The 23,137-nt window shown below is 72.4% G+C and carries 22 protein-coding genes; 4 read left to right on the top strand and 18 right to left on the bottom strand.

Going from position 1 to position 23,137, the window contains the following annotated elements; all coding sequences use genetic code 11:
• Positions 1–172: 172 nt before the first annotated feature.
• The 9 genes from HII36_RS29135 to uraD all read right to left on the bottom strand — a co-directional run bounded on the left by HII36_RS29135 (position 173) and on the right by uraD (position 9,638).
• A complete protein-coding gene (locus tag HII36_RS29135; RefSeq protein ID WP_173526469.1) occupies positions 173–1,309 on the bottom strand; it encodes an XdhC family protein in 1,137 nt (378 codons plus the stop codon).
• A gap of 25 nt (positions 1,310–1,334) precedes the next feature.
• Positions 1,335–2,762 (bottom strand): NCS2 family permease, encoded by a 1,428-nt coding sequence (locus HII36_RS29130; RefSeq protein WP_173526468.1) that lies wholly within the window; start codon positions 2,760–2,762, stop codon positions 1,335–1,337.
• Positions 2,763–2,895: 133 nt separating this feature from the next.
• Positions 2,896–5,220, bottom strand: coding sequence for a xanthine dehydrogenase family protein molybdopterin-binding subunit (locus HII36_RS29125; RefSeq protein WP_173526467.1), 2,325 nt, complete (start codon positions 5,218–5,220; stop codon positions 2,896–2,898).
• Positions 5,221–5,223: 3 nt separating this feature from the next.
• Entirely contained in the window at positions 5,224–6,603 is a 1,380-nt protein-coding gene (locus HII36_RS29120) for an 8-oxoguanine deaminase (RefSeq protein ID WP_173526466.1), read from the bottom strand.
• Positions 6,600–7,073 carry a (2Fe-2S)-binding protein gene (locus tag HII36_RS29115; RefSeq protein ID WP_173526465.1) on the bottom strand — a complete coding sequence of 158 codons (474 nt, stop codon included), beginning with the start codon at positions 7,071–7,073 and terminating at the stop codon, positions 6,600–6,602. The genes HII36_RS29120 and HII36_RS29115 overlap by 4 nt, the downstream gene beginning before the upstream one ends.
• The gene (locus HII36_RS29110) at positions 7,073–7,933 is read right to left on the bottom strand and encodes an FAD binding domain-containing protein (protein WP_173526464.1); all 861 of its coding nucleotides are present in this window, start codon (positions 7,931–7,933) and stop codon (positions 7,073–7,075) included. The genes HII36_RS29115 and HII36_RS29110 overlap by 1 nt, the downstream gene beginning before the upstream one ends.
• 5 nt (positions 7,934–7,938) lie before the next feature.
• The gene (gene pucL, locus HII36_RS29105) at positions 7,939–8,829 is read right to left on the bottom strand and encodes a factor-independent urate hydroxylase (protein ID WP_173526463.1); all 891 of its coding nucleotides are present in this window, start codon (positions 8,827–8,829) and stop codon (positions 7,939–7,941) included.
• Positions 8,830–9,129 carry a hydroxyisourate hydrolase gene (gene uraH, locus HII36_RS29100; RefSeq protein WP_173526462.1) on the bottom strand — a complete coding sequence of 100 codons (300 nt, stop codon included), beginning with the start codon at positions 9,127–9,129 and terminating at the stop codon, positions 8,830–8,832.
• Positions 9,126–9,638, bottom strand: a complete 513-nt coding sequence (gene uraD, locus HII36_RS29095) for a 2-oxo-4-hydroxy-4-carboxy-5-ureidoimidazoline decarboxylase (RefSeq protein WP_173526461.1) — start codon at positions 9,636–9,638, stop codon at positions 9,126–9,128. Before uraD ends, uraH begins: the two co-directional genes overlap by 4 nt.
• 152 nt (positions 9,639–9,790) lie before the next feature.
• Between uraD and HII36_RS29090 the strand changes: the two genes are divergently transcribed.
• Positions 9,791–11,356 carry a PucR family transcriptional regulator gene (locus HII36_RS29090; protein WP_173526460.1) on the top strand — a complete coding sequence of 522 codons (1,566 nt, stop codon included), beginning with the start codon at positions 9,791–9,793 and terminating at the stop codon, positions 11,354–11,356.
• Here HII36_RS29090 and HII36_RS29085 read toward each other — a convergent pair whose 3' ends face one another.
• Positions 11,357–12,304 carry an NADP-dependent oxidoreductase gene (locus HII36_RS29085; protein WP_173526459.1) on the bottom strand — a complete coding sequence of 316 codons (948 nt, stop codon included), beginning with the start codon at positions 12,302–12,304 and terminating at the stop codon, positions 11,357–11,359.
• A 184-nt stretch (positions 12,305–12,488) separates the two neighbouring features.
• Here HII36_RS29085 and HII36_RS29080 point away from each other — a divergent pair, with 184 nt between their 5' ends.
• Positions 12,489–13,337, top strand: coding sequence for a deoxyribonuclease IV (locus tag HII36_RS29080; protein WP_173526458.1), 849 nt, complete (start codon positions 12,489–12,491; stop codon positions 13,335–13,337).
• 407 nt (positions 13,338–13,744) lie between these two features.
• Here HII36_RS29080 and HII36_RS29075 read toward each other — a convergent pair whose 3' ends face one another.
• From HII36_RS29075 to HII36_RS29055, 5 genes are all read right to left on the bottom strand, one after another.
• A complete protein-coding gene (locus HII36_RS29075; RefSeq protein ID WP_173526457.1) occupies positions 13,745–15,280 on the bottom strand; it encodes a sodium:solute symporter family transporter in 1,536 nt (511 codons plus the stop codon).
• On the bottom strand, positions 15,277–15,573 hold the full coding sequence (locus tag HII36_RS29070; protein WP_173526456.1) for a hypothetical protein: 297 nt from the start codon (positions 15,571–15,573) through the stop codon (positions 15,277–15,279). The genes HII36_RS29075 and HII36_RS29070 overlap by 4 nt, the downstream gene beginning before the upstream one ends.
• Entirely contained in the window at positions 15,570–16,310 is a 741-nt protein-coding gene (locus tag HII36_RS29065) for a LytR/AlgR family response regulator transcription factor (protein ID WP_173526455.1), read from the bottom strand. The genes HII36_RS29070 and HII36_RS29065 overlap by 4 nt, the downstream gene beginning before the upstream one ends.
• Before the next feature lie 66 nt (positions 16,311–16,376).
• On the bottom strand, positions 16,377–17,543 hold the full coding sequence (locus HII36_RS29060) for a sensor histidine kinase (protein WP_173526454.1): 1,167 nt from the start codon (positions 17,541–17,543) through the stop codon (positions 16,377–16,379).
• Positions 17,544–17,598: 55 nt separating this feature from the next.
• Complete coding sequence (locus tag HII36_RS29055) at positions 17,599–18,195, bottom strand: molybdopterin-dependent oxidoreductase (protein ID WP_328807945.1); 597 nt, start codon at positions 18,193–18,195, stop codon at positions 17,599–17,601.
• A gap of 253 nt (positions 18,196–18,448) precedes the next feature.
• On the opposite strand from HII36_RS29055, the gene aroF reads away from it, so the two are divergent.
• Together aroF and HII36_RS29045 are read left to right on the top strand one after the other, a co-directional pair.
• Positions 18,449–19,480: a 3-deoxy-7-phosphoheptulonate synthase gene (aroF, locus tag HII36_RS29050; RefSeq protein ID WP_173526452.1), complete on the top strand. Its 1,032-nt coding sequence runs from the start codon at positions 18,449–18,451 to the stop codon at positions 19,478–19,480.
• A 154-nt stretch (positions 19,481–19,634) separates the two neighbouring features.
• Entirely contained in the window at positions 19,635–19,928 is a 294-nt protein-coding gene (locus HII36_RS29045) for a YiaA/YiaB family inner membrane protein (protein WP_173526451.1), read from the top strand.
• Between the two features lie 38 nt (positions 19,929–19,966).
• On the opposite strand, the gene thiI is transcribed toward HII36_RS29045, so the two are convergent.
• The 3 genes from thiI to macS all read right to left on the bottom strand — a co-directional run bounded on the left by thiI (position 19,967) and on the right by macS (position 23,032).
• Complete coding sequence (gene thiI, locus HII36_RS29040) at positions 19,967–21,163, bottom strand: tRNA uracil 4-sulfurtransferase ThiI (RefSeq protein ID WP_173526450.1); 1,197 nt, start codon at positions 21,161–21,163, stop codon at positions 19,967–19,969.
• A gap of 64 nt (positions 21,164–21,227) precedes the next feature.
• On the bottom strand, positions 21,228–21,881 hold the full coding sequence (locus tag HII36_RS29035) for a response regulator (RefSeq protein ID WP_173526449.1): 654 nt from the start codon (positions 21,879–21,881) through the stop codon (positions 21,228–21,230).
• A gap of 53 nt (positions 21,882–21,934) precedes the next feature.
• A complete protein-coding gene (gene macS, locus HII36_RS29030) occupies positions 21,935–23,032 on the bottom strand; it encodes a MacS family sensor histidine kinase (protein WP_173526448.1) in 1,098 nt (365 codons plus the stop codon).
• Positions 23,033–23,137: the final 105 nt, after the last annotated feature.

The following is a 23,137-nucleotide window of genomic DNA, read 5'->3' as shown; positions in this document are numbered from 1 at the left end:
GGGCATCGGCGGGCGGCGAGGCGGGCGGGCTGCTCGGGCGGCTGGCCGAGCTGGCGGCGGAGGCGGTCGCGCTGGAGGAGGAAGGCGTGGCCGAACTCCGCCGGTTGCTGTGAGCGCCCGTCCTTCCCGGGCGCGGGCCCCGCACACCGCGGAGCCCGCGCTCGGGAGGGGGTCAGGCGGCGTGGGAGGTGTGGATGGGGCCGGTGCGGGTGGTCAGAGGCAGGCCGGTGCCGCCGCGCCTGGTGGCGACGATCTCGGCGGCGATCGACAGCGCCGTCTCCTCCGGGGTGCGCGCGCCGAGGTCGAGCCCGATGGGTGAGCGCAGCCGGCCCAGCTCCGCCTCGCTCGTCCCGGCCTCGCGCAGCCGCCGCAGCCGGTCGTCGTGGGTGCGCCGCGAGCCCATCGCCCCGATGTAGCCGGCCGGCGTGCGCAGCGCCACCCGCAGCAGCGGCACGTCGAACTTGGCGTCGTGGGTGAGCACCGCGATCACCGTGCGGGCGTCCACCGTGGTCCGCTCCAGGAAACGGTGCGGCCAGTCCACGACGACCTCGTGGGCGTCGGGGAAGCGCCGCCGGGTGGCGAACACCGGACGGGCGTCGCACACGGTGACGTGGTAGCCGAGCAGCCGGCCCACCCGGGTGAGCGCGGCGGCGAAGTCGATGGCGCCGAAGACGAGCATGGCCGGCGGCGGCGCGCAGGTCTCGACGAACACCTCGGCGCGCACGTCGCCGTGGCAGATCTCGCGTACGCCGGTCAGCCCGGCGTCGAGCATGGCCCGGGCCTCGGCCACGGCCACCCGGTCGAGCCCGCCGCCACCGCCCAGGCCGCCCGTGTGCCCGTCCGCGAAGCCGGTGTGCCCGTCCGGGAAGCCCGGGTGCCCGTCCGGGAAGACGGCCAGGGCGCCGGGCGCGGCGCCCGGGGTGAGCGGCCTGACCAGGGCGGCCGGCTCGTCGCGAGCCAGCGCGCCGAGAAAGGCGGGCAGCGCGCCGCCGGTCGCGCCGACCACCGGCCAGACCAGCACGTCGATCGTCCCGCCGCAGGTCAGGCCCACGGCGAAGGCGTCGGAGTCGCTGTAGCCGAAGCTCTGGCGCAGCGGCCGGCGCTCCTCGATCGCGCGCAGGCACAGCTCGTAGACCGCGCCTTCGACGCAGCCGCCGGAGACGCTGCCGACGGCGGTGCCGTCGGCGGACACGGCCAGCGCCGCGCCCGGCTGACGCGGCGCGCTGCCGCCCACCCCGACAACCGAGGCGACGGCGAAGTCGCACCCCTCCTCGATCCAGGCCCGCAGGTCGTCCACGAGCTCACGCATGCCCGCTCCTTCCGTCACCTGACGATCAGGTGAACAGCCCCTCGATGAATCCGATGCCGAAGTAGGCCACGAAGATCGCCGCGATCACCCAGAGCAGCCAGTGGATCTCGGTGAACCGCCTGCGTGCCGCCTTGACCACGACGTAGGCGACGATGCCGGCGCCGACGCCGTTGGTGATCGAGTAGGTGAACGGCATCAGGGCGATGGTCAGGAACGCCGGGATGGCGAGGTCCAGGTCGTCCCATTCGATCTTGCGGGCGGCGGTCATCATCAGCGCGCCGACGAGCACCAGCGCGGGCGCGGCCGCCTGCGCGGGGACGGTCGCGGCCAGCGGCGTCAGGAACATCGCGCCGCCGAACAGCAGGCCGGTGACGATGCTGGCGAGGCCGGTGCGAGCGCCCTCCCCAACTCCGGCGGCCGACTCCACGACCACCGTGTTCGCCGAGGCCCCGGTGCCGCCGCCGACGATCGCGCCCAGGCCGTCGATGGTGAGGATCTTGCCGATGCCCTTGATGCGGCCCTGTGAGTCGGCCAGCCCGGCCTCCTCGCCGACGCCGATGATGGTGCCCATCGCGTCGAAGAAGCCGGACAGCACCAGCGTGAACAGCACCACGGTGGCGGTCAGCACGCCGGCCGAGCCGAAGCCGCCGAACAGGTCCACGTCGAACAGCAGCCCGAAGTCGGGGGTGGCGACGATGTTCTCGGGCATGGTCGGGGTGACGACGCCCCATTTGAGCCCGTCCACGGCGGCGTTGATCGCGATGGCGGCCACCGTGGCCAGGACGATGCTGATGAGAATGGCGCCGGGCACGCGCAGCACGTACAGCGCGAACATCACGAGCAGGCCGGCGCAGAAGACCACGATCGGCCAGCCGGACAGGTGCCCGCCGGCGCCGAGGGTGAGCGGGGTGCCCGCGCCCTTGCTCACGAACCCGGCGTCCACCAGGCCGATCAGCGCGATGAACATGCCGATGCCGACGCCGATCGCGTGTTTGATCGGGGTGGGGATGGCGTCCATGATGAGCTGCCTGATGCCGGTCAGGGCGAAGATCACGATGACCACGCCTTCGAGCACCACCAGGCCCATGGCCTGGTCCCAGGTCATGTGCGGGGCGGCCTGGAAGGCGACCACCGGCGCGACGCCGAGCCCGGAGGCCAGCGCGAACGGCGCGTTGCCGACCAGCCCCATGAGGATGGTGGTGAGCGCGGCCGACAGGGTGACGGCGGTGGTGAGCTGCGGGATGGTGAGCGAGGCGCCGGTGACGTCCTTGGCGCCGCTGAGGATGATCGGGATGAGCAGGATGATGTAGGCGACCGCGAAGAACGTGGTGATGCCGCCGCGCACCTCCCTGCTCACCGTGCTGCCCCGCCCCGACAGGTCGAAGAGGCGGTCGAGCAGGGAGCCGCCGGCCGTGGGGCCGTCTCCTGCCGGTTTCGTCTGGAGTTGGGTCATGGTCGGGCCCTCCAAGGGCATGGTCGACCCGCGTCAGGGCGTGAACGCCCGGCGCCAGGGTGGGGTTGTGGAGTCTCTCCCGCTGAATGGGGGGTGCGGGCTGCCCCTGTTGATCAACTCACCCGGAGTGTGGTCACTCCGTCACGGCGCCGCCCGCGATGTGTTCCGGGCGGACCGGCACTCTGCTGAGTGCGAGCCCCGTGGCGTCGCGGATCGCCGCGACGACGGCCGGGGTGGAGGAGAGTGTGGGTGGCTCTCCGGCGCCGCGCAGGCCGTATGGGGCCCTGGGGTCGGCGTTCTCGAGGATTTCCAGTCGCATGGGCGGCATGTCGAGGATGGTGGGGATCAGGTAGTCGGTGAACGACGGGTTGCGTACCTTGCCGTCGCTGACCACGATCTCCTCCATCACCGCCAGGCCGAGGCCCTGGGCGGTGCCACCATGAATCTGGCCCTCGAGCGAGAGCCGATTCAGGATTTTACCGACATCTTGGACAGCGGCCAGCTCGACCACCTTGACGAGCCCCAGGTCGACGTCCACGTCCACGACGGCCCGGTGCACGCACAGCGCGAGCTGGGTGTGGGAGTCGCCCCGGCCGGTGACCGGGTCCATCCCGGTGGTGGGGTGGTGGTGGAACTCCCTGGTCTCCTCCACGACCTCGGCGCCGAGCACGTCCTCGATGGCGGCCAGCACGCCGGCCGACTCCGAGACGACCTTCCCGCCGGCCAGCGACAGGTCGTCGTAGGCGCGGCCGAACCGCTCGGCGGCCAGCGCGAAGACCCGCTCGCGCACCGCCTCGCAGGCCGTCTTGACCGCGCCACCCGTCATGTACGACTGCCGCGAGGCCGAACTCGACCCCGAGTCGCCCACCTGGAGGTCGGCCGGATGGATGACCACGCGCTCGATTCCGAGCTCGGTGCGAGCGATCTGGGCCTCGATGGTCACCAGTCCCTGGCCGACCTCGGCGGCGGCGGTGTGCACCAGCGCGGTGGCCGCCCCGCCGATCACCTCCAGGCGGACCCGGCAGGTCGAGTAGTCGTCGGCGCCCTCGGAGAAGCAGATGTTCTTCAGCCCGACGCCGTACCCGACGCCGCGCCGCACGCCCTCGCCGTGCGTCGTCTGGGACGCGCCGCCCGGCAGCTCGCGGATGTCGGCGAAGTCCTGCTCGGGCGGCATGGGCAGCTCGCGCGCCTGCCGCAGCATGTCGGCCATGGGCAGCGGCGCCCACAGCACCTGACCGTTGGCCAGCGCCGAGCCCTGCTCGACCGCGTTGATCTGCCGGATCGTCACCGGGTCGAGCCCGCACGCGGCGGCCAGCCTGTCCATCATCGACTCGTGCGCGAAGCACGCCTGCACCGCGCCGAAACCGCGCATCGCGCCGCAGGGCGGGTTGTTGGTGTAGACGCCGTACGCGTCGATCTCGATGTTCGGGATCACGTACGGTCCGACGGCGAGCGAGGCCGCGTTGCCGACCACGTTGCGGGTGGAGGAGGTGTAGGCGCCGCCGTCGAGCAGGATCTCCACGTCGGCGTAGAGCAGCCGGCCGTCGCGGGTGGCGCCGTACTCGTAGTGCATCTCGGCCGGGTGCCGGTGCACGTGGCCGAAGAACGACTCGTGCCGGTTGTAGACCATCTTGACCGGCTTGCCGGTGCGCAGGGCCAGCATGGCGGCGTGGATCTGCACCGACAGGTCCTCGCGGCCGCCGAACGCGCCGCCGACGCCGGACAGCGTCATGCGGATCTTCGACTCGTCCAGGCCCAGGCAGGGGCCGATCTGGGAGAGGTCGTTGTGCATCCACTGGGTGGCCACGTACAGGTCGACGCCGCCGTCCTCGCCGGGCACCGCCAGCCCGGACTCGGGGCCGAGGAACGCCTGGTCCTGGATGCCGACCGAGTACGAGCCGCTGACCACGATCTCGGCCTCGGCCCGGGCCGCGGCGACGTCGCCGACGCGTACCGGCTGGTGGCGCGCCGGGTTCGGCAGGTCCTGAACCTGCGGGTAGTCGGGGTCGAAGGCGGCGCGGCGGGCGTCGGTGAGCGGTTCGAGCACCTCCCACTCGATCGCGATCCGCTCCAGCGCGCGCCTGGCGGTCTCGGGGTGGTCGGCGGCGACCAGCGCGATCGGCTCGCCCTGGTGCCGCACCTCGCCGATGGCCAGCACCGGCTGGTCCCAGGTGTGGTCCTCACCGTAGTGCTTGCGCCCGGGCACGTCCTCGTGGGTGAGCACGGCGTGCACGCCCGGGTACGCCAGCGCCGGCGCGGTGTCGATGGCCACGATGCGCGCCCGTGGATGCGGGCTGCGCAGGGTCGCGCCCCACAACATGCCGTCGATCCACAGGTCGGAGGAGTAGGCGAACTCGCCCTTGACCTTGAGCGTGCCGTCGGGTCTCAGCGTGCTCTCGCCCACTCCCCCGGTTCCGGGGGCGGCGATCACGTGAGGCGCGCGAAGGGGGGTGGACATGGGTCAGTGAACCTCCTTGCGAGCGGTGAATCCCTGCTCCTCGGCCAGCCGCAGGAGCCGGCGGTGCGCCTCGGCCCCGGCCCGGCCCGAGGCATCCTGCGAGACGGTCTTGAGCTCGTCGTCGGCGACCACGGTCTCGCCGCCGACCAGCAGGCGGGCCAGCGGCGGCTGGGGGCCGAAAACTAGGGCGCAGACCGGGTCGGTCACGGCGGAGGTGAACGCGCCGTCCACCCGCCACAGGGCGACGTCGGCGAGCTTGCCCGGCTCCAGCGTGCCCAGTTCGTCCTGCCTGCCCAGGTTGCGCGCGCCGCCGAGCGTGGCCAGCTCCAGCGCCTGTCTGGCGGTCAGCGCGGTGGGGCCGTACCTGGCCCGCTGGAACAGCAGCGCCTGGCGCATCTCGCCGGCCAGCGGGGTCAGCTCGGAGGAGGCGTTGCCGTCCACGCCGAGCCCGACGTTCGCGCCCCGGCGCAGCATCTCCGACACGCGGGCGATGCCGGCGCCGAGCCGGCCGTTGGAGCTCGGGCAGTGCGCCGAGCCGGTGCCGGTCTCTGCGAACCTGTCGATGTCGTGGTCGCTGAGGTGCACGGTGTGCGCGAACCAGACGTCCGGGCCGAGCCAGCCGAGCTTCTCCATGTAGTCGACCGGGCGCAGGCCGAACTGCTCCAGGCAGTGCTCGTCCTCGTCCAGCGTCTCGGCCAGGTGGGTGTGCAGGCGCACGCCCTTGGCCCTGGCCAGCTCGGCGGCCTGGACCATCAGCTCGGCGCTGGCCGAGAACGGCGAGCACGGCGCGACCGCGACGCGCAGCTTGGAGGAGAACGACGGGTCGTGGTAGGCGTCCACGGCCTCGGCGGTGGCGGCCAGGATCTCGTCGAGGTCCTCGACCACGACGTCCGGCGGCAGCCCGCCGCGCGACCGGCCCCGGTCCATCGAGCCGCGCGCCGGGTGGAAGCGGATGCCCAGCTCGCGGGCGGCCTCGATCTCGGCGGCGAACAGGTCGCCGCGGCCCTTGGGGAAGACGTAGTGGTGGTCGCTGGAGGTGGTGCAGCCGGACAGCGCCAGGTAGCCGAGCCCGGCCGCGGCGGCGCCGTGCACGACCTCGGCGTCCATGGCCGACCACACCTGGTAGAGCGAGACCAGCCACTCGAACAGGGTCGCGTCCTGGGCCAGCCCCTGTGAGGCCCACTGGTACAGGTGGTGGTGGGTGTTGACCAGGCCGGGGGTGGCCAGGCAGCCGGTGCCGTCGATCCTGGTGGCGCCGGGGACGTCCGGCGCCGGGCCGGGGGCGACCTGGGTGATGCGGTCCCCGTCGATCCTGAGGTGCCCGGACTCGATCTCCGGGCCCGACACCGGCGCGACGTACACGTTGTCGATCAGGAGAGTCACTGGACCGCTGCCTTCCGCGCGGCGGCGAGCCGGACCGCGTCGAGGATCTTCTCGTAGCCGGTGCACCGGCACAGGTTGCCCGCCAGCGCCTCGCGGATCTCCGCGTCGGACGGCTGCTCGACCCGTTCGATCAGGTCGTGGGCCTGCACCACCAGCCCCGGCGTGCAGAAGCCGCACTGGACGGCGCCGCACTCGACGAACGCCTCCTGCACCGGGTCGAGCCGGTCGCCGGCGGCCAGCCCTTCCACGGTACGCACCTGGCGGCCCTCGGCCTGGCCGGCCGCGACCAGGCAGGAGCAGACCGGGGCGCCGTCGAGATACACCGTGCAGGAGCCGCATTCGCCCTGCTCGCAGGCGTTCTTGGAGCCGGGCAGCCCGACTCGTTCGCGCAGCACGTACAGCAGGCTCTCGCCCTCCCACACGTCGTCCACGGCCTCTTCGCGGCCGTTGACGGTGAAGGTGACACGCATCAGGCGGCCCTCCTTCCCAGGTAGTCGTTCCACGCCCAGGTGAGCGTGCGGCGGGCCATCACGCCGATGGCGTGCAGGCGGTAGTCCGCGGTGCCGCGCACGTCGTCGATCGGCGCGGCGGCCCGGGCGCACAGGTCGCCGAACCGCTTGAGCAGCGCGGGGTCGAGCGGGGCCGCCCAGTCGAGCTCGGCGGCCAGGAACCGCTCGGCCTCCAGGGCGCGGCGCGGGGTGGGCGCGGCCGAGCCGATGCCGGTGCCGACCCGCCGCTCGTCCGGGTGCAGCGCGATCGCGAACGAGCACACCGCGATCACCATCGCGTTGCGGGTGCCGACCTTGGAGAAGTACTGGGGTCCCGCGGCGGGCTTCAGGTGGAAGGCGCGGATCAGCTCGTCCGGGCGCAGCGCGCTGCGCTTGACGCCCAGGTAGAACTCGGCCGCCGGGATCATCCTGACCCCGCCGTCGCGCGACTCCACCTCGATCACCGCGTCGCCGGCCAGCAGCGGCGGGTGGCTGTCCCCGGCCGGCGAGGCCGCGCCCAGGTTGCCGCCGACCGAGCCGCGGTTGCGGATCTGCGGCGAGCCGACCGTGCGCGCGGCCTGCGCGAGCCCGGGCAGCGCGCCGCCCAGCTCCTCGATGATCCGCACGTACGGCACGCCCGCGCCGACCCGGTACACCCCGTCGTCCAGACTCCACTCGCGCAGCTCGGCGACCTGGTTCAGGTCGAGCAGCGCCGGGGGCCTGCGCACGTCGAAGTTGATCTCCACCATCACGTCGGTGCCACCCTGGATGGGCACCGCCTCGGGCTGGTCCGCCTTGGCGGCCAGCGCCTCCGCCCACGTCGTGGGGCGCAAGAAGTCCATGTCAGCTACTCCCAGGCGAATCCGGCGTCGGGGGCGTCCGCCCGCAGCACCGTTCCCTCGATCAGGCCGTAGGGACGGTCGGCGGCGTGGAACACCTCGTTGTCGTTGTCGAGTCCGAACGGCGACAGGTCCACCAGGAAGTGATGCTTGTTCGGCATCGCGAACCTGATCTCGCACACCTCGTCGCGCGTGTTCAGCACCCTCTTGCCCATCTCGTACAGGGTCTGCTGCAGCGACAGGCTGTGCGTCTCGGCGAACGCCTCCAGCAGGCACGTGCGCACCTCGCGGTAGGACGGGCCGAAGTCGGAGTCGTCGCCGGTGTGCCGCCACTGGGCGGACACGGCGGTGGCCAGGATGCGGTCGGTGGTCGGCTGCAGCGTGGTGTACTCGTCGACGATGTAGCCGTGGAACTCCGACCCGGTGGAGTTCAGCACCACCAGGTCCGTCAGCCCGGACACCACGGTGGTGCGGCCGTCCCTGTCGTGGTGCACGACGCAGGTGCGCACCTCGGCGCCGTCGCGCACGAACGAGTGCTGTTTGCCGCTCTCCCCCCGGTCGCCGGAGACCGGGATGCGGCTCCACGAGTACTCCTCGATCTCCACCCTGGCGTGGTGTATCGCGGGCTGGGAGCCGACGTAGTGCCTGGCCAGTAAGAGGGCGAAGTCCTCGATCTGGTCGATCCCGTGTTTTCTGGCGAAGGCGTAGGCGGTGTTCTTCTGCGTGTCGGTCGGCAGGACGCTGGCGTTGCTGCCGGTCAGGTGGACGGCCTCCATGTCGCCGGACAGCGAGGAGCCGACGTTGACGTCCTTGATGTGGTGGACGCCGCCGTCCCTGACGACGCGGACGAGCCTGGTCTCCGCCTTCCCGTAGCGGTTGGGCCCCAGGATGATGGACATCTAGCTCCCTCGGTAGGTGGAGTAGGCGAACGGGCTGAGCAGCAGCGGCACGTGGTGGTGCTCGGCCGGGTCGCGCACGGTGAAGGTGATGACGACCTCCGGGTAGAACGTCTCGGTCAGGTAGGAGCCGGTGTCGAAGACCACCCGGTGCACGCCGGCGCCGGGGTTCCAGCCCTTGATCCGGCCGTCGGCGTCGGTGCGGCCCTCGGCCACGACCTGTCCTTCGTGTTCCAGCCGGACGTGCACGCCGGCCGCGGGCCGGCCGGTGACCGCGTCGAGCACGTGGGTCGAGAAACTCATCGGGCCTCCTCGGCGAGCAGCTTGGCCATGCGCAGCCGGGTGATCTTGGCCAGCTCGTCGCGGACCGTGCGGCGCTCGGTCTCCTCGTCGTCGACCAGCCGCGCGCGCAGCCGGTCGAGCATCTGGCCGCCGGTCAGACCGGTGGCGCAGATCAGGTAGACGTGGCCGAACCGCTCCTCGTAGGCGCGGTTGCCCTCGGCGAGCGCCGCGCGCAGGTCGTCCGCCACGCCGGACTGCTCCTGCCGTGACCAGGCCGACTCCCGCCCGGCACCGCTCGCCCGCTCCCCGATCCTCGGGTGCGCGGCCAGCGCCTCCAGCACGTCGTCCCAGGCCAGCCCGCGTACGGCGGCGTCGGCGGCGGCGGTGAGCTGGGCGAGGTCACGGTAGGGGCGCAGCGACGCCACGGTCCTGGCGAAGGCGCGTGAGGCGCAGCAGGCGAGCAGCTCCTGCTCCGCGTCGGCCGGTTCCCGCACGTTGAAGGCGGCGAGTCCGGTGAGCGTGTTGGGCATGTCAGAAGTACACACATGCGGCTCGTGCCCGGTCCATCCGCAAGAACTCCGAAGTGCTCAGCGGGTTGGCCTGGAGTTTTCGTGTCATGCTCCAAGTTCTCCGCGGGTTCATCGGTGGGTTACTCTCCGGGCACACGTCCGAAAGGTGTGACATGCGACTCAACGCGCTGCTGGAGATGCCGGAGCTGGGCCTGTCCACCGTGGTCGGTCACGACGACCTCGACCGCCCGCTGCGCTGGGTGGTGACCACCGATCTCCTCGATCCCGGCCGCTACCTGTCGGGCGGCGAGCTGGTGCTGACCGGGCTGATCTGGCGGCAGTCGGCGGCCGACAGCGACACGTTCGTGGCCGCGCTGGCCCAGGCCGGGGTGTCCGGGCTGGGCGCGTGCGACGCCGACTCCGGCGAGCTGCCGCCCGACCTGGTCGCCGCCTGCCGCAGGCACCGGGTGCCGCTGTTCCACGTGCCGCAGGCGCTGGCGTTCGCCGAGGTCACCGAGCACATCGTGCGCCGGCTGTCGGGGGCGCGGGCCTCGGACGTCAAGGCCGTGCTCGACCGGCACCGCCAGCTCGTCTCCGGCGCCGGCCTCGACCCGGTGCTCCAGATGATCGGACGGGACCTGGGCATGCGCTGCTGGGTGCTCACCCCGTCGGGACGGCTGGTCTCCGGCTCGCACCCGCTGCCCGAGCAGGACGCCGAGATGCTGGCCCGCTCGTTCCTGACGGCCAAGCGGCTGCCCTGCTCGCGGGCCGGTTTCTCGCTGTTCCCCGTGGACGAGCAGACCACCTCGCGGGTGGCCGACTGGTTCGTCGCCTTCGCCGGATCCTTCGACGACTGGCCGGAGGAACGGCGGGCGCTGGCCGGGGAGCTGGCGGCGGTGGCCGCGCTGGAGCGCCTGCGCCAGGACGACCGGCTCAGCCCGGAGGGCCGCATCGCGCAGGAGCTGGTGCGGCTGGTGCTCACCGACGGGCGGCCCAGCGACATCCTGCCCCGCCTGGAGGTCACCGGGCTGGCCGGCGCGACGGGGTTCGTCGCGGTCGCCGCCGCGGCCGACGCCGGGCTGCGGCCGGGCGAGCTGCGCGTCGTGGTCAAGGAGATCCTGCGGCACGCCACGCCGTCCGCGCTGGTCATCGGCGTGGTCGAGGACGAGGCCATCGCCCTCGTCCCGGCCCCGGCCGTGTCCACAGCCCATCCCCCGGCCGCCGACCAGGACGAGTCCGCGGCCGCCCGCGACGGCGACCTGACCGCCCGGGTGCGTGCCGCGGTGCACGCCCTGGCCCCCGGGCTGGGCGGCAGCAGGCTGACGGTCGGCGTGAGCGGGGTGTCGCCGGTGGAGGGGCTGCGCGGCGCGGTCGAGGAGGCCCGCTACGCCCGCAGGATGGCCGAGGGCCGGGCCGAGCCCGACGCCGTCGTCGGCCACGACGAGCTGGCCACCCACGTCCTGCTGCTCGCCTCGGTGCCCGACGACGTCCGGCGCATGTTCACGGTGCGCCTGCTCGACCCGCTGCGCTCCTACGACCAGGTGCACCGGGCCGACCTGGTGCGCACGCTGGAGGCGTTCCTGCAGTGCTCGGGCTCCTGGACCAAGTGCGCCGAGCTGCTGCACGTGCACGTCAATACGCTGCGCTACCGGATCCAGCGCATCCAGGACCTCACCGGCCGCGACCTGTCGCGGCTGGAGGACCGGGTGGACTTCTTCCTGGCCCTGCGCCTGGGCTGACTAGCCGATCTTGATGACGGTCTTGCCTCTGGCGCCGCCTTCCGCCAGGTCCCTGAGCAGGCCGGGGGCCTCGTCCAGGGGCACCTGGGACTGGATGCGGATTTTCAGCTCGCCGCTGTCGATCAGGTCGGCGAGCACGCCGAGCGTCTGGGCGTCCGGGGTGTTCATCACGTTCACGCCGCGGATCTCGCGCTCGGCCAGCCGGTCGGGGTCGAGCGCGCCGATGGTGCTGCAGATGATCCCGCCCGGCCGCAGCACCTCGACGATCTCGGCGACGTCGCCGGGCTGGGTGACCAGGTCGATGACCGCGTCGATGCCGTCGGGGTGGCGGTCGAGCACCTGGTCGACGACCGGGAGCACGCGGTAGTCGACGGTCTCCGCGGCGCCCAGGTCGCGCAGGACCTCGGTGCTGTCGGGCGAGACGGTGGCGATGACCTTCGCGCCCTTGAGCGCGGCGAGCTGGGTGACGGACTGGCCGACGCCGCCGGTCGCGCCGACGATCAGCACGGTCTGGCCCGCGTCCAGGCGGGCGGCCTCGACCAGGTCGTAGGCGGTGGCCGTGGCGGTCGGCACCGCCGCCGCCTGCTCCGGGATCATGCCTGCGGGCATCAGCGCCACCCCGCCGCCCTCGGCGGCCAGGCCGTACTCGGCGTAGCTGCCCAGGCCGCGGGCGGTGTCGGAGAAGCGGCCGTAGACCTGGTCGCCGGGTTTGAAGTCGTTGACGTCCGGGCCGACGGCCTCGACGACCCCGGCCCCGTCCTGGCCGAGCACCAGCGGGAACCGGTGCGGCATGCGGTCCTTCAGCACGCCTTGGGCGATCTTCATGTCGACCGGGTTGTAGGCGGCGGCGTGCAGGCGTACCAGCAGCTCGGCCGGGCCCGGCTCGGGCGCGGGCACGTCGACGAGCTTCGGGTCCGCGCCGAAATCGGCGATGGCTACGGCACGCATGGCTTCCCCCGGTCGGTGCGAATCGTGTTCCGTGGCCGTGTGCCCGAGCCGGACCCGGCGGCACCCGGTTTGGCGGAAGCTTTGCGGTATCCGGGCGTGATAAGCCGGGCTTCTCGGCGGCCCGCGGAAGGCTGTTCGACGGGCGAAACACGATGTCAGCGGGTGCGCCTACACTGAGACCATCATGACCCCAACATCCCTGATCGGCGGACACGTGTCCGTGACGGGCGGCCTCGCCAAGGGCGGCCTCAAGTACATGGCCGACATCGGCGCCGAGATGATCCAGGTGTTCGTCACCAACCCGCGCGGCTGGGCCCTGGTCGAAGGCAAGCCCGACCAAGACGCGCTGCTGGCCGAGTCCGGCGTCGACGCCTTCATCCACGTCCCCTACCTGGCCAACTTCGGCTCGCCCAGCCCGGAGACGCTGGCCAACTCGATCGCGATCGTCCGTCACACGCTGCGCCGCGGCGTCGAGACGGGCGCGAAGGGCGTCGTGGTGCACACCGGCTCGGCCGTCACGCAGTCGCGCGACGACGCGTTGCGCCAGTTGCGCGAGAACCTGCTGCCGCTGCTCGACGAGATCCCCGACGGCGGCCCCGACCTGCTGCTCGAGCCGATGGCCGGGCAGGGGGCGATGTTGTGCGCGACCGTCCAGGACCTGGAGCCGTACCTGGCGGCGCTCGACTGGCACCCGCGGGCGAACGTGTGCCTCGACACCTGCCACGCCTTCGCCGCCGGTCACGACCTGGCCGCCGAGGGCGGGGTGCAGGAGACGTTCGACGAGCTGCACAAGATCGCGCCGGGGCGGCTCAAGCTGATCCACGCCAACGACTCCAAGGACGCCTGCGGCGCCAAGAAGGACCGGCACGAGAACATCGGCGCCGGCCAGATCGGGGCCCGCGCGTTCGGCGAGCTCATGCGGCATCCGGCGGTGGCCGGGGTGCCGATCTGCATCGAGACCCCGGGCAAGGCCGACAAGCACCGCGAGGACATCGAGCTGCTCAAGCGGCTCCGCGACACCCCGGCCGGCTGACCCGGCACCGGGCGGCCGGCGCCCGCGTCGGGCTGACCCAGCGCCGGGCGGCTGACCCCGGCGTCCCTGGCCGGGCGGAAGCCGTCGAACCCGGTCAAGTGCCCGCAGACCGTGATAGGGGCGCCTGCTCGCGCGATCCGGCCGCCCCCGAAGGCCGGATCGCGGGGCCGGGTTCGCGGCCGCAGCAGGCGCCCCTTCACGTACTCGGCAGGCAGGGCCCAACCCCCCGGTCAAGGGCCCGGCCGGCCGTGGTGACCTGCGTGGTCACCGGTGAAGCCAGCGCATCAGGCCTAGCGTGAGCCGTGCGGCTCGTCCCCCCCGATGCGCCGGGATGGCTTTCCGATGCCGAAACACTACGGTCGCGATCTTGTGGGCGAAACCCTGTTTACGGACAGCTCGTTGAACGGTCAGTAGTCATCGTTATACGGAGAGTGCGGTATCGACGAGCGGTCGGCGCGGCGCGACGAGCGGTAGGTTCGGGGGCCCGCGAATTGCTCGGGCAAGTGCATCCTGGCCATCATCCGGCCCACCCCGTACGGCCTGCGACCCGGTGTGACCAGGGAAATCACTACCATCGCGGCAAACGCGGCCGGGACGGCGACCGGCGCCGGGTAGGCGGCGGCCACGCCCACGTTCACGCCTGCCTGTTCGCACGCCACAAGCGCACCGGTCACGCCCCCGCCCACCGCGAACCCGCCGGCGACGGCCACGTCCGTCAGCCGCCGCCACCAGATGCCGAGCAGCAGCAGCGGGCAGAACGTGGCGGCCGACAGGCTGAAGCCGAGCAGCACCAGCGCCACGGAGGCACGCGGGTGACTGGCGCCGGTGAGCGCCAGCGCCGCCGCCATCACGGCCGCCACGGAGACGCGGAAGGACGCCACCCCGGCCCGTGTCACGCACGCCGACACCGCGCCCCCGACGGCGACCAGGACGCCGCACGTGGTCGCCAGGAACGCGGCGAACGCCCCGGCGGCCAGCAGCCCGGTCAGCGCCTCTCCCAGCGCCCCTGGGAACATCCTGGCGGGCAGCAGGAGCACGATCTCGTCCGGGGAGGCCCCGGGCACGTGCGCGTGCCCGAGGATCCCGTACAGCGGCGGCACCACGAAGAACACCGCCAGCATGCCCTGCGCGGCCACGATCGAGCGCCTGGCGCCGTGCCCGTCGGGATTGGTGTAGAGGCGCACGACCACGTGCGGCAGCCCCATCGTGCCCAGCGCGGCGGCCACCAGCACGGTGAGCACGCCGGGCAGCGACGTGTCCGCGACCCCGGCCAGCCCGTCGCCGCCGGCGCCGTAGCCGTCGGCGCCGTAACCGCCGCCCAGATACGCCACGGGCGCGCGCTCGGCCAGCCACCAGCACACCAGCCCGACCCCGAGGAAGACGGCCAGCTTCAGCCAGAACTGCACCGCCTGCACGCTGGTCGCGCTGCCCATCCCGCCCGACAGCGCGACCGCAAGCCCGGCCGCGGCGACGCCCGCCCAGCCGATCCACGGCGGCAGCCCGGTCAGCAGCCGGACCACCACCCCGGCCGCGTGCAACTGCGCGATCAGGAACGTCAGCCCGATGACCAGCACGAAACACGTGGCGAACCGGCGCAGCGCGGCCGAGCCGAGCCGCCATTCGGCGAAGTCGGGCAGCGTGTACGTGCCCGAACGGCGCAGCGGCGCGACCACCAGGGCCAGCACGATCACGAACCCGGCCGCCGCGCCCGTCGGATACCAGAGCATCGGCCCGCCGTGCGTGGCGATCAGCCCGGCCGTGCCCAGGCAGGCCGCCGCCGAGGTGAACTCGGAGGCGATCGCGGCCCCGTTCCACCACGGCGGCACGGACCTGGCCGCCACGTAGAACTCGGACACGTCGCGGTAGCGGTGCGGTCTCGCGGCGCCCACCATGACGGCCAGCACCAGCACGAAGGCGATCCCGGTCAGCACCGCGACCGTCATCGTTCCAGCCGCTCCGCGCGTTTGAACTGCAGCACGGCCAGGGCGACCCAGGCCACCTGCACGGCCATGGACAGCGCGACCCAAGCGCCGGGGGCGGGCACCCACACCGCGATCACCGGCACGCCCAGCAGCAGCACGAGCACGGCCGCCACGGTGACCAGCGCGCGGCGTAACTGCCGGCCGGCCAGCACCCGCACGTCGGGCGGCCCGGCCCGCCCGGCGCCCGGAGCGGCGTGCGGCCCGGCCCGCCCGGCGCCTGGAGCGGGGTGTGACCCGCCGCGCGGGAGGGTCACGGGATCACGTCCCGATGCTGGCGGACGAGCTGTTCGCGCACCTGACGGCTGTGCCGCCGGCTGACCTGCAGAGTCTCGGTGCCGACGGTGAGCGTCACGCGCCCGCCCTCGAACCTGAGCTCGCTGACGTGCCGCGCGGCGACCAGCGTGCTGCGGTGGATCCTGATGAACCCGGCCTCGGACCAGCGCCGTTCGAGCGCGGCCAGCGACATGCGCACCAGGTAGCTGCCGTCGATCGTGTGCAGCCGCACGTAGTCGCCCTTGGCCTCGGCGAACCACACGGCCTGCTGCGGCACGAACCTGGTGCGCCCGCCCAGCTCGACGGGGATCACGTCGTCCTGGCCCGGTTCGGCGGCCGGCGAGGAGGCGGCCTCCAGCCGGCGGATGGCCTCCGACAGCCGCTCGGCCCTGACCGGCTTGAGCAGGTAGTCGACGGCCTCCAGCTCGAACGCCTGCACCGCGCAGTCCTCGTGCGCCGTGACGAACACCAGCCGGGGCGGGCTGGGGAACCCGCCCACGAGCCTGGCCAGGTCGAGCCCGTCGAGCCCGGGCATCCTGATGTCCAGGAACACCCCGTCGAGCCGCTCGCCCCCGCCGATCATCTGGACCATGTCCTGCAGCGCGGTGACGCCGTCGGCGGCCGTGGTCACGTGTTCGATTCGCTCGTCCTGCCGCAACAGGTAAGCCAGCTCCTCCAGAGCCGGGACCTCATCGTCGACGGCCAGAACACGTAGCATGACGACCACGCTGCCCTAAGAAGGCAATGGTCACAAGCGACACGCCAACGCCGCGTAAGGAACTGACTACAATGCGGTAAATTGCGTTTTCGGCACCCGGAGCCGCACCTTGGTGCCGGCGCCCAGCGCGCTCTCCACCACGAGCCCGTAGCCGTCGCCGTAGATCTGGCGCATGCGCAGGTCCACGTTGGCCAGCCCGATGCCGTGCCCCTCGCGTCCCGGGTCCTCGTCGAGCACGCGCCTGGCGCAGTCGGGGTCCATGCCCGCGCCGTCGTCCTCGACCGTGATGTGCGCCTCGGGGCCGGCGTCGCGCACGACCACCCGCACCTCCCCCATGCCGCCGCGGCTGCGCATGCCGTGCTTGATCGCGTTCTCCACCAGCGGCTGCAGGCACAGGAACGGCACCGGCACCGGCAGCACCTCGGGCGCCACCTGCAGGCTGAAGCGCAGCTTGTCGCCGAAGCGGGCGCGTTCCAGCAGCAGATAGCGGTCGACGCAGGTCAGCTCGTCGGCCAGGGTGGTGAAGTCGTGCGCCCTGCGCAGCGCGTAGCGGGCGAAGTCGGCGAAGTCGAGCAGCAGCTCGCGGGCCCGCCTGGGGTCGGTGCGCACGAACGAGGCGATCGTGGTGAGCGCGTTGTACACGAAGTGCGGCGAGATCTGCGCGCGCAGCGCCCGCATCTCGGCCTCCAGCGCCCGGCGGCGCGAGGAGTCGAGCTCGGCCAGCTCCAGCTGCCCGGACACCCAGCCGCCCACCTCGGTGACGGTGCGCACGAGCGCGGCGCTCACCTCCCCGTGGAAGGCGGCCAGCGCGCCGACGACCGTGCCGTCGACGCTCAGCGGCACCACCACCGCGCCGTGCGGCCGGCCGGGGATCACCTGGGCCCGCCCGGCCGCCAGCGCCGCGCGGGCGTGGGTGATGACGTCGTCGGTGCACGGGCCGTCCCAGGCCAGCGCGGCCTCGGTGGAGGTGATCGCGACCGCGTCGGTGCCGAGCAGGCGGCGCAGGTGCCGTACGGCCTTGCGGGCGGAGTCACGGTTGAGCCCGCCACGCAGCGCGGGGGCCGCCATCGCGGCGAGGTGCAGCGCGGTGTAGGTCGCCTCGTCCCGCCGGTCGCCGCGGCCGTCGGGCCGCTCGCCCCCGGCCGGCTCCGCGCGGCGGCGCGGAACGCGGGCAAGGGCGTAGCCCAGGACGAAGGTCAAGGAGGAGAGCGCCACGCATGCGGTGGTCAGCATGCGGGCAACCGTAGCCAACAACGCACCGCGTTCGCGCGAAAACCCGGCGTGAAGTCTAGGGCGGCCCTTCGCCGGGTTCCTCCTGGTAGGAGTAACGCTGCTCGCGCCAGGGATCGGCCACGTTGTGGTAGCCGCGCTCCTCCCAGAAGCCCCGGCGGTCCTCGAGCAGGTATTCGATGCCGCGCACCCACTTCACGCTCTTCCAGGCGTACAGGTGCGGGACGACGATGCGCAGCGGGTGACCGCGGTCGGCGGTGAGCGGCTTGTCGTCGAGCTCCATGGCGAACAGCGTGCCCGGGGCGGTGAAGTCGGACATCCTGAGGTTGGCGCTGTAGCCGTACTCGGCCCAGATCATCACGTGCCGCACGCCGGGGTCTGGCGGGGCCAGGCGCATGATCGTGGCGGGTGACACGCCGGCCCACTCGTTCCCCATGAGCGAGAACTTGGTGACGCAGTGGAAGTCGGCGATGACGCTCTCGCGGGGCAGCCGCTCGAAGTCGCCCCAGGTGAAGCAGTGTTCCTCGCCCGACGCGGTGGCGCCGAAGACGCGGAAGTCCCAGGTGTCCGGTTTGAACGAAGGCACCCTGCCGTAGTGGATCACGGGTCGGCCGCGCGGGACGTACTGGCCTGGAGGCAGGCGCGACTCCTCCACGATCACTCCCCTCACCCATCTCGTGGTCTTGGGCCATCCTGCCACCGACCGGAACGTGACTCGCGCGCGGGTCCCGTGCGCTACCATTGCGAGCTATGCACAGCGCGTTCCTGTTTTGGTATGGCGACGGACCCGAGTCCGTTCGCCATCTGAGGCTGCGCTAGCAGACAGGCGAACGAAAGGCCCCGGGTCCGTTGAGGACCCGGGGCCTTTCGGCGTTTCAGCGCTCTTTGGACAAGAAGGAGAACGGCACATGGTCATCGTGATGGGCCCGGAGGCCACCGCGGACGATCTCGCGTCCATCGTCTCGGTCGTCGAGTCGGCCGGGGTCGAGGCTTTCGTCAGCAAGGGGGTGCGGCGCACGATCGTCGGCCTGGTCGGCGACGTGACGCAGCTCGACGCCGCCGCCCTGCGCGGCATGCGCGGGGTCAGGGACGTGATGCGGGTGTCCACCCCGTACAAGCTGGTCAGCAGGGAGAACCACCCGGAACGCTCCACCGTCCACGTCGGCGGGGTGCCGATCGGCCCCGACACCGTGACACTGATCGCGGGGCCGTGCGCGGTGGAGACCCACGAGCAGACGCTGGCGGCGGCCAGGATGGCGCAGGCGGCCGGCGCGACACTGCTGCGCGGCGGCGCGTTCAAGCCGCGCACCTCGCCGTACGCCTTCCAGGGTCTGGGTGAGAAGGGCCTGCGGATCCTGGCCGACGTGCGCGAGGAGACCGGGCTGCCGATCGTGACGGAGGTGGTGGACGCCCAGGACGTGGCGCTGGTGGCCAGGTACGCCGACATGTTGCAGGTGGGCACGCGCAACGCGCAGAACTTCGCGCTGCTGCAGGCGGTCGGCGCGGCCGGCAGGCCGGTGATGCTCAAGCGCGGCATGAACGCCACGATCGAGGAGTGGCTGATGGCGGCCGAGTACATCGCCCAGCGCGGCAACCTGGACGTGGTGCTGTGCGAGCGCGGCATCAGGACGTTCGAGACGGCGACCCGCAACACCCTCGACGTGTCGGCGGTGCCGGTGGCGCAGCGGCTGTCGCACCTGCCGGTGATCGTCGACCCCTCGCACTCGGGCGGGCGGCGCGACCTGGTGCTGCCGCTGACCCGCGCGGCCATCGCGGTGGGCGCCGACGGCGTGATCATCGACGTGCACCCGCAGCCCGAGCAGGCGCTGTGCGACGGGCCGCAGGCGCTGATCGGCTCGGACCTGGGCGAGCTGGCGCAGGTGATGGCGGACTTCCCAGCGCTGCTCGGCAAGACGGCCGCGGCCGCCGTGCCCGCCTGACCGGCCTGCTCCGTCCGATGGGTTTTCGCAGTTCCCGCCACGAGCGCCCGCTGAGCGCGACCGGCTCCGCCACGAGCCGAGCCGGTTGTACTCAGCGGTAACTTGAGTACTTGCGCCCATGCCGAGGGCCCCGGCAGGGCGCGACGATGAGGGCATGACCAAGCCCATCCAGCCCACGCAGACCACCGCGTACTACGTTCAGGCGATCCTGTCGTTCGCCGTCTCGCTGGCGTCCGTGGTGATCGCCCTGCTCTACCTCCCGGCCTCCGGGTGGATCAGGGCGTTCCTGGCGCTCGGCGTCCTGTACGTCATCACCTCGACGATCACCCTGTCGAAGGTCGTGCGCGACCGGCAGGAGCTGACGGAGGTGACCAAGCGCGTCGACCAGGCGCGGCTCGACAAGCTGCTCACGGAGCACGACCCGTTCAAGGTCGACGCGCCGCGCTGAACCGGCGGGCGGCCTCGTCCGGGGGCCGGGGCCGCCGGCTAGAGGGTGTATTCCTGGATGGAGTCGGCGAGCTGGACGATCAGCTCCTCGGCGTCGAGCCGCTTCTCGATCTGCTTCAGGTCCTCGATCTTGGCGCGCGTCTCCGCGCGCTTGGGCGCCAGCAGCGAGCAGCAGTCCTCGTCGGGCAGCTCGGAGATCTCCAGCGTGCCGATGCGCCGCGCCTCGGCCATGATCTCGGTCTTGTCCCAGCCCACCAGCGGGCGCAGGATCGGCAGCTCGACCGCGTTGTCCTGGGCGGTGATGTTGGCCAGCGTCTGCGACGACACCTGGCCCAGCGCGTCGCCGGTGATCAGCGCGCCGGCCTTGATGCGGTGCGCGACCTCCTCGGCGGTCTTCAGCATCAGCCGCCGCTGCGCGATCACGGCCAGCCGGTCCTGGCCGGACGTGCGGATCGACTGCTGGGCCTTGCCGAACGGCACCACCCACAGCCGTGACTTGCCCTGGAACCTGTCGAGCTTCCTGACCAGCGCGTACGCCTTGTAGATCGACTCGGACGTGGTGAACGGGATGCCGGAGAAGTGCAGGAAGTCGACGTGCAGGCCGCGCCGCATCATCCGGTAGGCCGCCACCGGCGAGTCGATGCCGCCGGACATGAGCACCAGCGCCCGGCCGCTGCTGCCCACCGGCAGGCCGCCCTGGCCCGGGATGCCGTCGGTGAAGACGAACACCTCGTCCCTGTCGACCTCGATGAACACGGTCAGCGCCGGCTTCTTCAGATCGACGGGCAGGCCGTACTCGTCGTTGATGGCGCCGCCGACGAACCGGTCGAGGTCGTTGGAGCGCATCGGGAAGCGCTTGTCGCGCCGGCGCGAGCGCACCGCGAAGCTGGCGCCGCGGCGCACCTCGTCACGGTCGCGGATCAGCTCGATGCCGGCCTTGAGCACGGTGTCGGGATCCTTGGCGACGCGCCAGGCGCGGTGGATCCAGACCAGGCCGGGCACGTCGGCGACCCGCTGGGCCACCGTATCGGCCTGCTCGGCGGTCGCGCCCTGCGGCAGGAAGATCGCGAAGACGCCGTGCCGCCTGCGCAGGTCGACCTTGACGTCGAGCTCGCGCAGCGCGTAGCGGATGTTGTCCATGAGACGGCGTTCGAACAGCTCGCGGTTCTTGCCCTTGAGGACGATCTCGCCCAGCTTGAGCAGAACACACGGCTCGCCCAGGGCGGACATCGTCATAGTGGAACCTCCGGGGAAGACGGGTGGGTGCGCGCGCTCAGACCAACGCCGCGACCCACCGAGTTTAGTCCGCGTCGAGCCCCCGCTCGATCGCATATCGGACCAGTTCCACCCGGTTGTGCAGCTGGAGCTTGTTCAGCGTGTTCTGCACGTGGTTCTGGACGGTCCGGTGCGAGAGCACCAGCCGGTCGGCGATCTGCTTGTACGACAGGCCCTTGGCGACCAGGCGCAGCACCTCGGTCTCGCGCTCGGTCAGCCGCGGCCCGTCGTCCTGGCCGGCGCCGTGGGCCGGTCGCGCGGCCAGCCGCCGGTACTCGCCCAGCACCAGCCCGGCCAGGCCGGGGGTGAAGACCGCGTCGCCCTCGGCGGTGCGGCGGACGGCGGCCAGGAACTCCTCCCGGCTCGCCGACTTCACCAGGTAGCCGCTGGCGCCGGCCTTGACGGCGGCCAGCACGTCGTCCTGCTCGGCGCTGGCCGACAGCACCAGCACGCGCGGGGCCGGGTCGATCGCGCTCAGCCCGGCCGCCACCTCGGCCCCGGACATGTCGGGCAGGTGCAGGTCGAGGACCACCACGTCGGGCCGGACCGCGCCGGCCACCCGGACGGCCTGCCGCCCCTCGCCCACGGCGGCCACCACGTCGTAGCCGGCCTCGCCGAGGTCTCTGGCCACGCCGTCGCGCCACATCGGATGGTCGTCGACCACCATCACCCGCACCATGACGGCCACTCTAGAGACTCACCCGGCCGCGGGCAGCTCTCCCTGGCCCGGCCTCAGCGCGGGACGGTGATCTCGATCTCGGTGCCCTCGCCGGGGCGCGAGTCGATGGTCACGCTGCCGCCCAGGTCGGCGACGCGTCCCCGGATGGACTGCGCGATGCCCAGCCGGCCCTCGGCCCGCGCCTGCTCCAGCCGGCCGTCGGGGATGCCAGGACCCTCGTCCCTGACCGAGACGGTGATCGACGAGTCGGACGACTCGGCGAAGACCCAGGCGCGCGCGTCAGGACCGCAGTGCTCGCGCACGTTGTCCAGGGCCGCGCGCACCGCCGCGGCGGTCTCCGCGGCCACGCCCGCGGGCAGGATCAGCGGGGTGGCCGGGGTGGAGACGGTGATCTCGGGCGAGCCGTGCCGCATCAGCAGGGCGCGCAGGTCGGCCGAGCCGGTGGGCGCCGGGCGGGAGGCGATGAGCTCGCGCAGCGCGACCTCCTGCTCGCCGGCCAGCCGCCCGAGCTCGGCCGCGGGACCGCCGATCTCCTGGCCGCGCCGCCGCACCAGGGCGAGCACCTGCAGGACGGAGTCGTGGATGCCGCGGGCCAGCCGGTCGCGCTCGCGCTGGGCGGCCTCCATCTCGGCGGCCAGCTGCAGGCGCTCCTCGGCCTGCTTGGCCAGCCGCGCCACGTGTCCGACCACGACTCCTGACAGGAACAGCAAGACCGCGCCGTTGACCAGGATGGGCACGTCCGGCGTGCGGTACCTGAGCCACAGGTCGGCGGCGGCGACGACGGCGGCCGCCACCGCGCCCGCGCGCCGTCCCCAGTGCACCGCCCAGGCGAGCACGGGGGCCGCGACCCAGGTGGCGGGCACCGGCATGGTGCCCGCCTGCCCCTGCATGGCGCCCTCCACGTACGGCGAGGTCAGCAGGCAGGCCACGGCCACCAGCAGGTCGAGCGCCAGCAGCGGCCAGCGGCGCAGCGACTCCACCGAGTACGCGAACGTCGCCGCCGCCGTCCAGGCCACCATGACGCCGATCACCAGCCAGCCCAGCCAGGGCTGCTCGTAGCCGTCGTGGTCGATCATCAGCACGGCCGCGTACACCAGCGAGGCGACGCGGAAGACGGCGACCGCCCGCCAGAACGGACCCTCGATACCCATGAAGCTTTCTCACGTTTCCGACATGACAAGTTGACAGATAGTTGAGGTATCCATGCGAAAGGGACAGACCTCCTGGCACAATCCGGGGACCCCTAATGCAAGGAA

It is taken from the genome of Nonomuraea antri (assembly GCF_013283785.1).
GTDB classification, from domain to species: domain Bacteria; phylum Actinomycetota; class Actinomycetes; order Streptosporangiales; family Streptosporangiaceae; genus Nonomuraea; species Nonomuraea antri.
Note: the sequence above shows the minus strand (reverse complement) of the source record. Positions and strands in the feature narration are given on the sequence as shown.

Excerpts from the sequence above, each read along its gene's own strand:
- HII36_RS29135 (WP_173526469.1), bottom strand. The coding sequence starts at position 1,309 with ATGCGTGAGCTCGTGGACGACCTGCGGGCCTGGATCGAGGAGGGGTGC.
- HII36_RS29130 (WP_173526468.1), bottom strand. The coding sequence starts at position 2,762 with ATGACCCAACTCCAGACGAAACCGGCAGGAGACGGCCCCACGGCCGGC.
- HII36_RS29125 (WP_173526467.1), bottom strand. The coding sequence starts at position 5,220 with ATGTCCACCCCCCTTCGCGCGCCTCACGTGATCGCCGCCCCCGGAACC.
- HII36_RS29115 (WP_173526465.1), bottom strand. The coding sequence starts at position 7,073 with ATGCGTGTCACCTTCACCGTCAACGGCCGCGAAGAGGCCGTGGACGAC.
- HII36_RS29110 (WP_173526464.1), bottom strand. The coding sequence starts at position 7,933 with ATGGACTTCTTGCGCCCCACGACGTGGGCGGAGGCGCTGGCCGCCAAG.
- pucL (WP_173526463.1), bottom strand. The coding sequence starts at position 8,829 with ATGTCCATCATCCTGGGGCCCAACCGCTACGGGAAGGCGGAGACCAGG.
- uraH (WP_173526462.1), bottom strand. The coding sequence starts at position 9,129 with ATGAGTTTCTCGACCCACGTGCTCGACGCGGTCACCGGCCGGCCCGCG.
- uraD (WP_173526461.1), bottom strand. The coding sequence starts at position 9,638 with ATGCCCAACACGCTCACCGGACTCGCCGCCTTCAACGTGCGGGAACCG.
- HII36_RS29090 (WP_173526460.1), top strand. The coding sequence starts at position 9,791 with ATGCGACTCAACGCGCTGCTGGAGATGCCGGAGCTGGGCCTGTCCACC.
- HII36_RS29085 (WP_173526459.1), bottom strand. The coding sequence starts at position 12,304 with ATGCGTGCCGTAGCCATCGCCGATTTCGGCGCGGACCCGAAGCTCGTC.
- HII36_RS29080 (WP_173526458.1), top strand. The coding sequence starts at position 12,489 with ATGACCCCAACATCCCTGATCGGCGGACACGTGTCCGTGACGGGCGGC.
- HII36_RS29075 (WP_173526457.1), bottom strand. The coding sequence starts at position 15,280 with ATGACGGTCGCGGTGCTGACCGGGATCGCCTTCGTGCTGGTGCTGGCC.
- HII36_RS29065 (WP_173526455.1), bottom strand. The coding sequence starts at position 16,310 with ATGCTACGTGTTCTGGCCGTCGACGATGAGGTCCCGGCTCTGGAGGAG.
- HII36_RS29060 (WP_173526454.1), bottom strand. The coding sequence starts at position 17,543 with ATGCTGACCACCGCATGCGTGGCGCTCTCCTCCTTGACCTTCGTCCTG.
- aroF (WP_173526452.1), top strand. The coding sequence starts at position 18,449 with ATGGTCATCGTGATGGGCCCGGAGGCCACCGCGGACGATCTCGCGTCC.
- HII36_RS29045 (WP_173526451.1), top strand. The coding sequence starts at position 19,635 with ATGACCAAGCCCATCCAGCCCACGCAGACCACCGCGTACTACGTTCAG.
- thiI (WP_173526450.1), bottom strand. The coding sequence starts at position 21,163 with ATGACGATGTCCGCCCTGGGCGAGCCGTGTGTTCTGCTCAAGCTGGGC.
- HII36_RS29035 (WP_173526449.1), bottom strand. The coding sequence starts at position 21,881 with ATGGTGCGGGTGATGGTGGTCGACGACCATCCGATGTGGCGCGACGGC.
- macS (WP_173526448.1), bottom strand. The coding sequence starts at position 23,032 with ATGGGTATCGAGGGTCCGTTCTGGCGGGCGGTCGCCGTCTTCCGCGTC.